Genomic DNA, 13,250 nt, shown 5'->3' on the forward strand with positions numbered 1-13,250 from the left:
AGGTCCCTCCTCCCCACAGTTTTCCTCCCCCGTTCTTTTCCCACAACCCGTAGATTCCCCCCTCCCCCTCCTCTTGCGCGTCGGGGGGGGGGGGGGTTTTTTTCTCCCCCCCCCCCCCCCCCCCCCGACGCGCCAGTCCAGCGCGTCTCACTCGTTCTCGCCCGCGGCGTGGGCGTAGAGCTTCAAAACGGGCACGCCGACCTTGTGGCGGGCGCGGGAGGCCCAGTCCCGGTGGAAGAACTCCTCGACCAGGTGCGGAGCGGTGAGGACGATCACCTCATCGGCACCGGTCTCCTCGACGACGGTCCGCAACAGGTCCAGCGGGTGCCCGCCGACGATCTGGCCGACGGCTTCGCTGCCCGATTCGCGCAGCATGTGCAGGGAGTAGTTGAGTGCCTGTGCGGCCGGGCGGGCCGCCTCTTCGCCCTCGGGTTCCTCCGATTCGTGGGCGGCCTGTTCCAGCTCTCCGAGGGCGACGTCGTCGATCGCCCGCAGCAACCGGTCCTCGTCCCCCCTCGGCCGCATGAGGACCACGAACGACATCTGGTCGTCGTGGAGGGATGTGACGAAGTCGACGTCCGTGGCGGTCAGCGGTTGTTCGATCATCAGTACGCTCGTGAACACGGTGGGAGCCCCTCTCCTACGTGGGCCACCGGGCCCAACAGAAACCATCCTGCGCGCGCCTCGTGGGCACGCCTGACTCAATTCTGCCCGCCGGAAGCTAACCGGAACGGGAAATTCCGCTGATTGTCAGATTCGACGGTAGCGGGTGAAAAGGAAGCCGGCCTCCTCCATGACGGATGCGAGGACGAATCGTTCCGGCACCGCGAGCGGCGGCCCGTTCATGATGCGCGGCGCCGCTCCCGCAGCGACCATCGGGGCGAGCGAGAGACACAGTTCGTCGAGTGCCCCCGCCGACGCGAACTGACCGAGTGTTTTCGGCCCCCCTTCCGTCAGCAGCCTGGTGAGCCCGCGCTCCGCGAGCACCCGCTTGACCCGGCCCGGTTCCACCCGCGCCGAGTCCTCCGCCACGACCACCTCCGCCCCCGCCTTGCGTGCCGCGGCCACCCGGTCCGGCGCGGCTCCCGCGCCGGTCAGCACGATGGTCGGCACCAGCGCTTCCGTGAACAGCGGCAACGAGAAATCCAAGTCCAGACCGGCACTGATCACCGCGATCACCGGGGCCGTCGGCTGACCCAGCGCCGCGCGCCGGGCCGCGAACGCCTCACGGGCGCGTGCGGGCCGGTACCCCTCCTGGCGTACGGTCTCCGCGCCCACCACCACCGCGTCGGCGAGCCCGCGCAGCGTGCCGAAGATCCGCATGTCGGCGTCGGAGGAGAGCGGCTGCGACCTGCCGTCGTGGTGGGCCGCGCCGTCCAGCGAGGAGACCATGTTGGCCCGTAGCCAGCCGGTGTCCCGGCCCTCGTCCGGGCGGTCGCCGCGGTCGGCGCTCGCCGGGTCGTCATCGCGGTCGGCCGGATAGGCGTACACGTCCGCCAGCTCGTCCAGACCCCATTGGCGGTTGTCGAGATCGGATGGTTCGTGAGAGGCGGGGAGCAGGCGTCGCATACGCGGCAGTGTGACATGGCTCGCTCACCGCGCCGAGTCCCCGTGCGGAGCGACTAGGCTGGACGGCTGTGTCGCCCTCAACCACGTCCGAGTCCAGCACCTCCCCCGACTCGCCTCCGATAGCCGGTGCGCCGGCCGATGGTGCGCCCATCGCCCTCACCGCCCGTGCACCGCAGGTGCCCGCCGACCGGCTGGTCGCCGAGATGGTGCCGCCGCCGCGCTTCGGGTCCGCGCGCTTCGACACGTACATCCCGGACCCGAACCAGCCGAGCCAGGCCGAGGCCGTAACGGTGCTGAGCGCCTTCGCCGCCGGGCTCGGCGGCGGGGCGAGCCCGGCGGCCGGGGGCAAGAAGCGCTGGTTCCGGCGCGGCGGACCCACCGCGCCCACCGGGCCGCGCGGCGTCTACCTCGACGGCGGGTACGGCGTCGGCAAGACCCACCTGCTGGCCTCGCTCTGGCACGCCACGCCGGCGGCCCCCGAGCACAAGGCGTTCGGCACCTTCGTCGAGCTGACCAACCTGGTCGGGGCGCTCGGCTTCCAGCAGACCGTACGGACGCTGGGCGGCCACCGCCTGCTGTGCATCGACGAGTTCGAACTCGACGACCCCGGCGACACGGTGCTGGTCTCCTCGCTGCTGGGCAGGCTGGTCGAACAGGGTGTCGCGCTCGCCGCGACCTCCAACACCCTCCCCGGCAAGCTCGGCGAGGGCCGCTTCGCCGCCGCCGACTTCCTGCGCGAGATCCAGGGCCTGTCCGCGCACTTCCGCCCGCTGCGCATCGACGGCGAGGACTTCCGCCACCGGGGCCTGCCGCAGGCCCCGGCGCCGTACGACGACGAGACCGTCACCAAGGTGGCGTACCGCACCAAGGGCGCGTCCCTCGACGACTTCCCCTCCCTCCTCGAACACCTCTCAGAGGTCCACCCGAGCCGCTACGGCGCCATGTGCGACGGCCTCCGGGCCGTCTGCCTGACCGGGGTCGAGCCGATCCCGGACCAGTCCACGGCGCTGCGCCTGGTGGTGCTCGCCGACCGGCTGTACGACCGGGAGGTGCCGGTGCTGGTCTCGGGGAAGCCGTTCGACGAGCTGTTCAGCGAGGAGATGCTCAAGGGCGGCTACCGGAAGAAGTACTTCCGCGCCATCTCCCGCCTCACCGCGCTCGCACGCGACGCCAAGGGGCTCGTGGAGGGGTAGGCGTACGGGCAGGGGGCGCCCTCCTCCCCGTACCAGGCCCGTCTCCGATCCGAAGCGCGCACGCGCAGCGGGGTGCGGGCATTCGGGCGCGCAGGCGCTCAGGCGCTCAAGACCCCGCGGCCGTCAGATAGCGGGTGAGCATCGCGACGAGTTCGTTCTCGAACCGCTGGACGTCGATGGGGTTCGGTTCGGCCACGAGATGGTGGACGAGGTGTTCGATCGAGGTGACGGCGAGGCGGGCGGCGGTCTGCGTGTCCTCGACCCGGACCTCGGGGTGACGGTCCAGCAGCGCCTTGGTGTAGTCGACGCTCGCTTCCTCGTATTCGTACACCATCTGAAGCAGTTGAGGTGTGCGGGGAGCCTGTTCGAACAGCACCCGGAGCAGTTGCGGGTGGACAAGGTGGTTGCTGATGGCGGCCCGTACGAACAGACGGAGGATGTCTTCGAGCGATTCGGGCAGCTCACCGGCCCGGTAGCGCTGCACGACGGCCAGGCCGGCATCGAGGTGAGCGGTGGTCAAATCGCCCAGGATGGAGTCCTTGTTCGGGTAGTACTGGTACAGCGACCCGATCGAGACCCCCGCCCGCTCGGCGATCCGGTTGGTGGTGCCCGCGGCGTATCCGTAGTCGGCGAAGACATCGGCGGCCGCCGCCAGGATGCGCTGGCGCGTGAGCTCGGCGCGTACCTGTTTGGGCTGCTTGCGCGGCTGGATCCGCCGCTGGCCGGACGTCATGGCGACTCCCTCGGTGGTACCCCTCGGCGGTGTCCCTCAGTGATGCCCCTCAGAGGTCGAGGGCCGACGACTGCCGCACTAAGCGAGTAATTGCTCAGAATCATGCCGTGGCCTGGCCGGGAATGACAAAACCCGTCCCTCGCCGAGACCCCCGACGAGTCCGCCCCCTACCGCCCGCCGAGGAATCGTCACGCACCGTGCTTCCAGTCGGCCGGAGGCACGTGCTACACACAGGCGCGTCACACTCCTGTCCGCCTGCTCCTGTTCGCTTGCTCCTGTCCGCTCGCTCCTGTCCGCCAGCAGGGAGTCGTCTCATGTCCACTACACGACGTCAGATTCTGGCCAGAACCGGTGCACTGGGTACGGGCATCGCCTTCGCGGGCGCCGTCCCGGAGCTCTTCGCCGGCACGGCCGCCGCGGCCCGCGGCCCCCAGGGGCCCGGCCGGACCGGTTACGGTCCGCTCGTCCCCGACCCCGATGGCCTCCTCGACCTCCCCGAGGGCTTCCGGTACCGCGTCCTGTCGCGGGAGGGCGACCCGCTCCGCTCCGGCGAGGGCAAGGTGCCGAGCCACCATGACGGCATGGCGGCGTTCCCCGGCCGCGGGCGCCACGCGAGCGGCCGCGACCGGCGCGTACACCTCGTGCGCAACCACGAGAACCGCCCCACCGCCGCCCACCGCGTCCCCGCCGTCGACGGCCTCACCTACGACCCGATGGGGATGGGCGGCTGTACGGCCCTCGAACTCGACGCGGACCACCGCGTCCTCGGCGAACGCGTCGCCATCGCCGGCACCTCCACCAACTGCGCGGGCGGCCCCACCCCCTGGCACACCTGGCTGACCTGCGAAGAGAACGAGGAGAAGGCCGGGACCAACGGCTACACCAAGGACCACGGCTTCATCTTCGAAGTCGACCCCTACGATCCGCGCCGCACCGGCGCCGTACCGCTGACCGCCATGGGCCGCTTCCAGCACGAGGCCATCGCCGTCGACCCGGACAGCGGCGCCGTCTACGAGACCGAGGACGCCTTCGACCGGCCCTTCGGCCTCTTCTACCGCTTCCACCCCCACAAGCCGCTCGGCGGCCGGGGCTCGCTGCGCGCCGGAGGCCGCCTGGAGGCGATGCGGGTGCCGGACGTACCCGACCTGTCGGTCGTCCAGGAGCCGGGGACGGTCTTCGACTCCGTCGAATGGGCGCCCGTGCCCGACCCCCTCGCCCGCCACACCCCCGTACGCCTCCAGGACTTCGGCCGCCGGGGCATCACCCACGCCCAGAAACTCGAAGGCTGCTACTGGGGCGGCCGCAGCGTCTACTTCGTCTCCAGCTTCGCCAAGCGCGCCAACGGCTCGGCGGCGGACCACTTCGGCCAGGTGTGGCGGTACGACCCGAAGCGCCGCCGCCTCACGCTCGCCGTCGTCTTCGGCCCCCGTACGGACGTACAGCTGCCGGGCGAATCCCCCGACAACATCACCCTCGCGCCCGGCGGCGGCCTCATGGTCTGCGAGGACGGCGAGGGCGCGCAGTACGTCTACGGGGTGACCCCGGGCGGCGTCGTCTACCCGATGGCGCGCGGACGGCAGAACATCGGCACCCCGGACAAGCCCGAGTGGGGCGAGTTCGCCGGCGTCACCTTCTCCCCCGACCACCGCACGATGTACGTCAACGTCTACACACCCGGCACGACCTTCGCGGTGACCGGGCCCTGGCATCGCTGAGCGGCGACGGGGCGCCGCGGAACGGAGCTGCGCCCCGTAAGCCGGGAGAAGACGGAACAGACCGTCAGGCCGTGCACGCCACTGAGATACGGGCCTGCCGGCCGCGTCAGCTTCCCAGGAACCGCAGGACCGCCAGCACCCTGCGGTTGGTGACGTCGTCCCGGGGCAGCCGCAGTTTGTCGAACACCGCGTTGGTGTGTTTCTCCACCGCGCTCCGGGAGACGAACAGTTGCTGCGCGATGGACGTGTTGGTGTGCCCCTGGGCCATGAGCGTCAGCACTGTTCGCTCGCGGTCCGTCAGCAGGCCGAGATCGTCGGCGTGGCGCGAGCCCGCCAGCGCGCCGGCCCGGAAGCGGCCGTCCACGCGCCGGCTGCCAGCAGGAACAGCGCTCCGCCGCCGAGCATCCCCACGGGGAGGCGGCACCACAGGTAGGCGGCGGCCCGTCGCGGCTCGATGCCGCCCGGGGACTCGGTGGTGCCCGGAGACTCGATGCCGCCCGGAGACTGAGCGGCGCCCGGGGGCTCGGTGGCACCCGGAGACTCGCCGGCTCCGCCGAGCAGGACGGCGACGCGCCGCTGTTCCAGCGCGGCCAGGCGGACCACGGGTCCGGTGGACCGCGCCAACGCCCCCGCGGCGAGAACGGCCGGCACGGCGAGCGCCGAGGCTGCGCCGAGTGCGATGCCGGCAGCGGCGCGCAGGGGCCTCACGCGCGATGCCGGGCGCTCGGGCGACGACGCAGCCGGATCAGGAACCAGCGACCGACGACCAGGACCGCCACCGCCACCAACCCCTTCGACACCCATCCCCCGTACTCCTCCACCAACCGCCAGTTGTCGCCCAGCCAGTATCCCAACAGCTCTGCCAGAGCCGGATGGACCCGCCCCGCGTCGATGGTCGTGATCCAGTACGCCGCGACACCGGTCACGGCAAATGGATCTCCTGGGGTGATCCGCCCGATGGCGGCACAGTCGACACCGCACGCCACGGCGGCACGCTGAAGCGGGCCCGGTCATATCGGTCGGTAGGAATGGACTGGATCAGCCCACCCGCCGAGCCGTCGGCTGATCCCGAAGCGTGCCGGGAGCCACGGACGCCTTCGGACGTGTCGCTCGCTTACGGCTGACCATCGGGGACCCGAGAGGTCTTCCACCCCCCACCAGGTCTTCACCGCTTTGCTCCCATTCAACTTCAGCAACGGCCAACGCGGCAGATGCAGTCCGACAAAGAACATCGATACGTCATCGCCGCACTTTGTCGTGTAGAAGTACTTCTCGGCATCTGTGTAGGTGGCGCCCAGCCCACACTCAAGGCCCATAGTTCCACCGAGCCACGTCAGAGCCAGCTTGTCGCCAACCGGGATCGATGGGACCAGCACGGGGTTGAACCACTGTTCCCCATTCAAGCCGCGCGTGAGCGAGGTTCGTTCAGCCTGGGCAACGACGATGTTGGTAGCGGGGCCGGTCCCGACATTGACCAGCCACCACTTCGGCTCCCCAGTACCGTCTTGCCCGCTCTCCCACATGAACTGAAGAACAGGCATGTGAGACCGGCGGCTGGATGCGTATCCAACGCCCAACGATCCCAGCGAGACAAGAACAGCCAAGATCGAAACTAAGAGTGCCAGCACTGTTGCTCCCCCTACGCGACAACGTTTCCACCGGACATACCCAGGAGCGTGGCCAAACCCCCGGCATCACCCCAAGCCGATGCAGACACGCACTCTTGACAGGACTCTCCCCTCTCGCCGCGGCTGCGGATCCACCCCATACGCGCCACTACGCTCTCAACCACACGCGAGTTCCGCCCCGTTCACGTGCAGGAATCCGCGAACCCGCGCGCTTCCAAGCCGGGCGGGATCGCTTACCACCACGTCTCGGACACCTACATCGCATTGTTCACGCACTACATCCCGTGCGGGGTATGGGAGGCCGTCTACATCATCGAGGGCCTGCTGAAGACCATCAGCGGGGTGCAGCCGACCACCGTGCACGCGGATACCCAAGGCCAGAGCTTCCCTGTCTTTGCGCTCGCCCACCTGCTGGGCTTCGACTTGATGCCCAGGATCAGGAACTGGAAGGAACCGACCTTCTACCAGCCCTCCAAGCAGACGGAGTACGTGCACATCGACGCCCTGTTCGGCGAACCGGGCAAGAACGTCATCGACTTCGACCTGATCGAGTCCCAGTTCCACCACCTGATGCGCGTGGCTACCGAGTGGATTCACTGGCAGTCCGGCACCGCCCAGCTGCTGCCCGGCCTCATCGCCCGCCGTACCCGCGCTCCGCTGTTCCTCATCGACCGCAAAGCCCCGGCCGGAATGCCGACGCCCGACGTGTGCCCGGAGGCCGGCCGAGCCCGGCTCTCCTACCGCCGCGCCGAGGGGAACTTCGAGGAGGACACGGGCTGCCGGCCAACCCCCTCACCTCACCTGACGACATCGAGGACCTGGACGGGTGGACGCTCCACCGGCTACATCACAGTGCCCTGACACACGACGCGGAGGACGGCACCTCGCCCCCGATGCTGCTGGCCCGCTCCCGCCACGCCGCCGTCCACTCCCTGGAGCGGTACGCCCGCCCCGGCGTCGACTCGGTCGCCCGGCACTCGCCGGGCGCGACCCCGCCGCACGTCGCCGCACGTCGCCGCACATAAATCCGAGCGGATCAGGGCTTCAAGATCACCCCGTCGCCCCCTTCGGCGCGTGTCCCGGTCACACCCCTCGTTGGCACGCGGATGGCCGATCGCGCCCTTGAGGATCATCACGCGAAGGCCGGGCTCACCGCGTCCTGCGTCATCAGTCGCCTGCCGGCACAGCCTCCTGCCAGGACGGTCTGCGGCCGTTCCGCTCACGAACGGCGGGAGCTGAGCGCGCAGGCGATCGCCGTGGCCCCGGCGGCGAGCAGGGCGGTCGCCGCCAGTGGCAGCAGTGGTATCGCGACCCGGCCGCTGAGGGAACCGGTGACGAGCCCGGTCACGGCGGCGTTGGCGGGCGAGCCGTCGACCACCAGGACCAGCAGCGCGGCGAGCATCGTCGACGGCACGGCCCAGCCCGTACCGCGCAGCAGCGGCCGGTTGCAGAGTGTGCCCACCGCCGTTCCGAGCAGCGCGCACGCGAGCGCGGTGAGCAGACCGGCCAGGGTCGCGGGCCCGACCTGGACGTCGATCTGACGGTTGGAGCTGCGCGGATCGCTGATGACCGCGACGAGCGCGGTTCCGATCGTCCCGAGGACGACCGAGCACGTGAGCGCGGTGAGCACGCTCGCCAGATGGACCCGGGCGGGGCTCGTCGCGGCGGCGGCGACGTGCCGGGCCGCCGGGGGCTCGTTGGTCACGCAGATCCGTACGAGCCAGGCGGCGACGAACAGCAGCGCGACCCCGGCGTAGCCGAACGAGTCGAGGATCGGCTGTCCGCCCTGCACGCCGATGGCCATGAACAGCGCGTACAGGAGCAGCGGCGGCAGCAGGCGGTGCGAGCGGATGAGGAGCGCGGCCTGGTAGCGGTACAGAGCGGTCATGTGCGGTCGGGCCTCGTGGTCGGGGAGGGGTGCGGCACCGGGGAGGGGTGCGGGGCCGACGAAGGCTGAGGGGGCCTGTGTTCGGGGCCGGGGTGGTCGGCGGCTGCCTGTCCCGGCGGGCCCGCCGAGCCCGCCGCTCCCCCGGCCCGTACGGTCGTCACCCCTCGGATGTGCCAGGCGGGCCGGGCCGTGAGGAGCACGCTCAGCACGGCATCGGAGTGGGTGGCGGAGACGGTGAGCCCGATCGCCCCGTCACGCTCCGGTTCACACGTGGGCGCGCCGGGCAGGTCCCGTGGGAGCGTGGCGTGGGGCGGCCCCTGGACCTCGATGCGTACGCGCGGGCCGACCGCGCCCGCGATCGTATCCGCGCCGTCCCGAACCCCGGGCTCCGCGGCGGCGACCCGCCCGTCGGCCGCCACCCGGTACACCGCGTCGGCCGCGCCCGCCAGCCGCCGCGGGTCGTGGTCGACGAAGACGACGGCGCCGCCCTCGGCGACCCGGTCCCGGACGGCCGCGTCGAGGAGGTCCCGGGCCGTGCGGTCGAGGCCGGTCCACGCCTCGTCGAGGACGAGGAGTTCGGGGGCGGCGAGCAAGGCCTGGGCCACGGCGACCTTCTGGCTGGTGCCCTTGGAGAGCTCTGCCAGGGGCGTACGGGCGTGGGCCCCGGCGCCGAACCGCTCAAGCCAATCGGTCGCGGCGCGCTTGGCCGCGGCACGGCCCAGGCCGTGCACGCGCCCGATCATCGACAGATAGCCGACGGTGGAGAAGGGGAGGGCCGGGGGAAAGCGCTCGGGGACGTACGCGGTGCGCGGGCGGCCGGTGACGCTGCCGGCGCTGGGCGCGTCGATGCCGGCGAGCAGGCGCAACAGGGTGGACTTGCCGGTGCCATTGGCGCCTTCGACCCGCGACAGGGAGTGCCCCGGCACATCGAGGTCGACGCCGCGCAACACCCATGGTCCGCCGAGTCCGTACCGGCGGCCGACCCCTCGCAGCCTCATGTCCGTACCACCCATACCGCCCATACCGCTCTACCGCCCAGTCGGCTCACGCTGCCCTGCCGGTCGACAGTGGCCGGTCAGTTGCTCGTCTTCTCCGGCTTGGCCTCGCTGGGCCGTACGATCACGAACCCCTCCCCCGACAGCATGAGCTGAACCGCCTCGCCCGACCCGCCGCGCAGCATGGAGCCGAGGCTCTGGGAACGGTGCAGGGAGGTCTGGAGGCGGTCGCTCCAGCCGACGACGGCGTCGGTGTCGACGTACACGGGGGACTGCGGGCCGACGGGGATGACGATGGGGGTGCCCTCGCAGATGATGCCGAGCTTGCCGTGGCCGGTGAAGACGGAGTTGAAGAGCCCGCCGCCGGTCATGCCCGCGCCCTTCACGACCGAGATCTCGTAGGAGAGCGTGGGGTCGAAGCACAGGATGTTGCGGCCGTTGACCGTGAGGCCGTCGCCGGGGGCGAGGTCGACTATGAAGCAGTTGGCGGCCTCGTGCGCGAACCAGACCTCGCCCTGGCCGCGGACCGCCATGAGGGCCAGCCCCTCGCCGGTCACGGCGCGCTTGAGGAACTTGCCGACGCCCTGGCCCTGCTTCTCGAACTGGAGGTCCCCGCGGTACGCGACCATGGCGCCCTGGCGTGCGTAGCACTCGCCCTGGACCGCGTACTTGATCGACTTGGCGTTCTGTACGGTCATGCCGGGCGTGGTGGCGGGCTGCGCCATGTGTTCGGCGGCGAAGAGGTCACTGTGCATGGCCAATGATCACCCGGAACCGATGGCTCCGCCAGGGTGCGCGGGGACGGCTGGCAGACTGTACGGATGACCAGTTCCAGCGCCGCGACCAGTCCGTTCCGACACGAGGAGCCGGACCCGGACGCCGCGCCCGAGTACGTGCTCCCCCTCGTCGTCCGGATCGAGAAGTCCGCGCCCCCGGCCCGTACGGACGCTTTGGAGACGGCGGCGCGCGCGGTGCTCACTCTGCTCTCGGACGAGCGCGCGACGGCCGACGACGGCGAATGGGCGCAGGCCATGCGGGACTGGCAGGACACCCGTATCCGCAAGGTGGTACGCCGGGCGCGCGGCGCGGAGTGGCGGCGCGCGGAGACCCTGCCCGGCATCACGGTCCGGGGCCGCGCCGCGGAGGTCCGCGTCTACCCGCCCGTACCGCTGGACGGCTGGCCCAAGGAACTGGTCAAGCTCCAGGTCTCGGGCACGGACCTCGATGACCCGGAGCCCCCGCCCGCCGCCGGCCCCGACGGCCCGGTGCTCTGGTTCAGTCCGGAACTCGACATGTCGGCGGGCAAGGCCATGGCCCAGGCGGGCCACGGCGCCCAGCTCGCCTGGTGGGAGTTGAGCGCCGGGGAGCGCGCCGCCTGGCACGAGGCGGGGTTTCCGCTGTCCGTACGGACAGCGGCGCCGCGCGCGTGGGCGGCCCTGACCAGCAGCGGGCTGCCGCTGGTACGCGATGCCGGCTTCACCGAGATCGCCCCCGGATCCTGCACCGTGGTGGCGGATCACCCGGCGCTGCGGGCCCGGTAGTCGACGACCGGCGGGCGGCGCGCGCCAGGCGACGGGCTGTCAGTACCTCACGGCCCGTGTGGTGATGACGGCTTATCAGGTGGTGACGGCCTATCAGGTGGTGACCGTGGCGACGGGGTCGAGGTTGTAGGTGCGCGCGTAGCCGTTCTCGGTGCCGACGAGGAGTTCGACGACCTCGAAGTAGCGGTCCCAGAACGGGGTTTCGCGCAGCGCGTCGATGAGGAGCTGGTAGGCGTTGTGGTCGTCGGCCTCCCAGACCCAGACGTCGGTGACGCGGGTGGAGTAGAACTCCGTGTCGTAGAAGCGCGACCGAATGCCGGTGGTCCTGGCCTTGACGACGGACATGACCTTGGTGGTGAAGGCGTCCACCCGCTCATGGGGGGTCATGGCAAGCCACTCGGGCATGGTCTTGATGAGCATGAAAGCGGTGACGGGCGGAGCGGTTTCCTCGGCGGACATGAAGGGTGCCTCCAGAGCGGCAGATATTGATGATCACGAAGACCTCGCGGGTCGCGCCGATCGGTACGCACCGGATCGGCACGGATCGGATCAGCACGACCCGGATCGGTATGCCTTCATCCTGCGGAGGATCACCGAGTTGCCACAATGGGAACATCAGCAACGGATTATTGCCTGAAATGGAATTTCGCTGGTGAGCGACGCGCGCAGCCCGAATGTCCCGCACGGCCCGAGCGGTCCGCACGGCCGGACCGGCCCGATTGGTCCGAACCACCCGAACAGCGCGAACAGCGCGAACGGCCCGAAGAGCAGTCCGGAGTCGGCGATGGACGCCAACCTCGCCGTCGCGTTGCACGTCCTGCTGGCCGAGCAGAGCGTCACCCGCGCCGCCGCGCGACTGCACACCTCCCCCGCCGCCATGAGCCGCACCCTGGCCCGCCTCCGCCGGGTACTCCAGGACCCCCTCCTGGTCCGGGCCGGACAGGCCATGGTCCCCACCCCTCGCGCCCAGGCCCTGCGCGACGAAGCCGCCACTGTGGTGCGCGGCCTCGGAGCGCTGCTCTCCCCCGGGGCCGGCGTCGACCCCGCGGCCCTGCGCAGCACCTTCACCCTCCAAGCCGCCGACCTGGTCGGCGCGGCACTGGCCCCCGGACTGCTGCGGCTGGCCCGGCAGGAGGCGCCAGGGGTTTCGCTGCGGTTCCGGGCCGAAGACCTGGAGGCCGGGCCGGCCCTCCGCGACGGCCGGATCGACCTGGAGGTCGGTTCCATCGACCACGTCGACCCCGAGACCCAGGTCGACGAGATGGTCACCCTCCGGATGGCGGCGGCCGTCCGGCCCGGTCACCCCCTCACCGAAAAGCCCCTCACCCCGGCCCTGCTCGCCGCCGCCGAGCACGTCGCGGTCAGCCGCCGCGGCCGGTTCACCGGCCCCCTGGACACCGCCCTCGCCGAACTGGACCTCCACCGGCGGGTCACCGTCGTCCTCCCCAGCCACCTGGCCGCGATGGCCCTCGCCGCCGGCAGCGACGTCGTCTGCCTCATCCCCACCGCGCTCCCCGGCGCCGCCCTCTCCCCCCTCACAGACACCGCCACCGCCCTCGGCCTGCGCCTCCTCGACATCCCGCTGCCCCTGCCGCCGGTGACCATCGGCATGGCCTGGCACCCCCGCCACGCCGCCGACGGAGCCCACCACTGGCTCCGCGACGCCGTCCGCCGAGCACTTCGCGCACCTGGGGCCTCGCCCCCGTGACACAGCCGGTGCGCACAGGCAGACCGAGCCCCACGACGTACGAACCGGGGGCGCCGCCGGGGCACTTGGGGTAATCGGCCCCGCGCGGCAACGTGCTCACCGGAGCGTGCGCCTCCACGATGCCCCTGCCGGCGTCGGCCGCTGTCGGAGGTGGCCCTTGCCGTTGTCTACGAACGCGGTCAGCCGCCCGGGACAAGCGGCGGCGTCAGGGGATGCCGGGAGTGCGGGCGCCCTTGGAGAAGACCTTGCAAGGGTGTCGAATGCCGCGGAGTTTCCCGCG

The 13,250-nt window shown here is 71.2% G+C and carries 15 protein-coding genes and 1 pseudogene; 6 read left to right on the forward strand and 10 right to left on the reverse strand.

The features are described from left to right. Nucleotides 1-147 precede the first annotated feature (147 nt). Nucleotides 148-624 (reverse strand): indole-3-glycerol phosphate synthase, encoded by a 477-nt coding sequence (locus AC07AB_RS26435; RefSeq protein ID WP_478571414.1) that lies wholly within the window; start codon nucleotides 622-624, stop codon nucleotides 148-150. Between the two features lie 126 nt (nucleotides 625-750). Continuing rightward, nucleotides 751-1,569, reverse strand: coding sequence for a pyrimidine reductase family protein (locus AC07AB_RS26440; protein ID WP_478571416.1), 819 nt, complete (start codon nucleotides 1,567-1,569; stop codon nucleotides 751-753). Between the two features lie 68 nt (nucleotides 1,570-1,637). Here AC07AB_RS26440 and zapE point away from each other — a divergent pair, with 68 nt between their 5' ends. Further along, nucleotides 1,638-2,762, forward strand: a complete 1,125-nt coding sequence (zapE, locus tag AC07AB_RS26445) for a cell division protein ZapE (protein WP_478571418.1) — start codon at nucleotides 1,638-1,640, stop codon at nucleotides 2,760-2,762. A 106-nt stretch (nucleotides 2,763-2,868) separates the two neighbouring features. On the opposite strand, the gene AC07AB_RS26450 is transcribed toward zapE, so the two are convergent. Next, nucleotides 2,869-3,495, reverse strand: a complete 627-nt coding sequence (locus AC07AB_RS26450) for a TetR/AcrR family transcriptional regulator (protein WP_478571421.1) — start codon at nucleotides 3,493-3,495, stop codon at nucleotides 2,869-2,871. Between the two features lie 314 nt (nucleotides 3,496-3,809). Between AC07AB_RS26450 and AC07AB_RS26455 the strand changes: the two genes are divergently transcribed. After that, nucleotides 3,810-5,210: an alkaline phosphatase PhoX gene (locus tag AC07AB_RS26455; RefSeq protein ID WP_478571423.1), complete on the forward strand. Its 1,401-nt coding sequence runs from the start codon at nucleotides 3,810-3,812 to the stop codon at nucleotides 5,208-5,210. A gap of 106 nt (nucleotides 5,211-5,316) precedes the next feature. On the opposite strand, the gene AC07AB_RS26460 is transcribed toward AC07AB_RS26455, so the two are convergent. The 3 genes from AC07AB_RS26460 to AC07AB_RS26470 are packed head-to-tail and all read right to left on the reverse strand — an operon-like array spanning nucleotide 5,317 to nucleotide 6,136. Continuing rightward, nucleotides 5,317-5,490 carry a LuxR C-terminal-related transcriptional regulator gene (locus AC07AB_RS26460; protein WP_478571426.1) on the reverse strand — a complete coding sequence of 58 codons (174 nt, stop codon included), beginning with the start codon at nucleotides 5,488-5,490 and terminating at the stop codon, nucleotides 5,317-5,319. A 17-nt stretch (nucleotides 5,491-5,507) separates the two neighbouring features. After that, a complete protein-coding gene (locus AC07AB_RS26465) occupies nucleotides 5,508-5,918 on the reverse strand; it encodes a hypothetical protein (RefSeq protein ID WP_478571429.1) in 411 nt (136 codons plus the stop codon). Continuing rightward, nucleotides 5,915-6,136, reverse strand: a complete 222-nt coding sequence (locus AC07AB_RS26470) for a hypothetical protein (protein WP_478571432.1) — start codon at nucleotides 6,134-6,136, stop codon at nucleotides 5,915-5,917. The genes AC07AB_RS26465 and AC07AB_RS26470 overlap by 4 nt, the downstream gene beginning before the upstream one ends. Nucleotides 6,137-7,060: 924 nt before the next feature. Between AC07AB_RS26470 and AC07AB_RS26475 the strand changes: the two are divergent. Beyond that, nucleotides 7,061-7,417, forward strand: a pseudogene (locus AC07AB_RS26475) (Tn3 family transposase); the annotation flags it as partial. A 314-nt stretch (nucleotides 7,418-7,731) separates the two neighbouring features. Beyond that, nucleotides 7,732-7,863: a PmrA gene (locus AC07AB_RS26480; RefSeq protein WP_478571435.1), complete on the forward strand. Its 132-nt coding sequence runs from the start codon at nucleotides 7,732-7,734 to the stop codon at nucleotides 7,861-7,863. A gap of 194 nt (nucleotides 7,864-8,057) precedes the next feature. Here AC07AB_RS26480 and AC07AB_RS26485 read toward each other — a convergent pair whose 3' ends face one another. The 3 genes from AC07AB_RS26485 to AC07AB_RS26495 all read right to left on the reverse strand — a co-directional run bounded on the left by AC07AB_RS26485 (nucleotide 8,058) and on the right by AC07AB_RS26495 (nucleotide 10,476). Then, nucleotides 8,058-8,726: an ABC transporter gene (locus tag AC07AB_RS26485; protein WP_478571437.1), complete on the reverse strand. Its 669-nt coding sequence runs from the start codon at nucleotides 8,724-8,726 to the stop codon at nucleotides 8,058-8,060. Beyond that, nucleotides 8,723-9,724 carry an ABC transporter ATP-binding protein gene (locus tag AC07AB_RS26490; protein ID WP_478571440.1) on the reverse strand — a complete coding sequence of 334 codons (1,002 nt, stop codon included), beginning with the start codon at nucleotides 9,722-9,724 and terminating at the stop codon, nucleotides 8,723-8,725. The genes AC07AB_RS26485 and AC07AB_RS26490 overlap by 4 nt, the downstream gene beginning before the upstream one ends. A 77-nt stretch (nucleotides 9,725-9,801) precedes the next feature. Beyond that, complete coding sequence (locus AC07AB_RS26495; RefSeq protein ID WP_478571442.1) at nucleotides 9,802-10,476, reverse strand: AIM24 family protein; 675 nt, start codon at nucleotides 10,474-10,476, stop codon at nucleotides 9,802-9,804. Between the two features lie 66 nt (nucleotides 10,477-10,542). Here AC07AB_RS26495 and AC07AB_RS26500 point away from each other — a divergent pair, with 66 nt between their 5' ends. Beyond that, the gene (locus AC07AB_RS26500) at nucleotides 10,543-11,262 is read left to right on the forward strand and encodes an aminoacyl-tRNA hydrolase (protein ID WP_478571445.1); all 720 of its coding nucleotides are present in this window, start codon (nucleotides 10,543-10,545) and stop codon (nucleotides 11,260-11,262) included. A gap of 93 nt (nucleotides 11,263-11,355) precedes the next feature. Here the strand turns inward: AC07AB_RS26500 and AC07AB_RS26505 are convergent, their stop codons facing one another. Then, on the reverse strand, nucleotides 11,356-11,721 hold the full coding sequence (locus AC07AB_RS26505; RefSeq protein WP_478571447.1) for a darcynin family protein: 366 nt from the start codon (nucleotides 11,719-11,721) through the stop codon (nucleotides 11,356-11,358). Between the two features lie 325 nt (nucleotides 11,722-12,046). Here AC07AB_RS26505 and AC07AB_RS26510 point away from each other — a divergent pair, with 325 nt between their 5' ends. Beyond that, nucleotides 12,047-12,970, forward strand: a complete 924-nt coding sequence (locus AC07AB_RS26510; RefSeq protein WP_478571613.1) for a LysR family transcriptional regulator — start codon at nucleotides 12,047-12,049, stop codon at nucleotides 12,968-12,970. Nucleotides 12,971-13,250 lie beyond the last annotated feature (280 nt).

The sequence above is a fragment of the Streptomyces sp. NPDC044033 genome, from assembly GCF_056434425.1.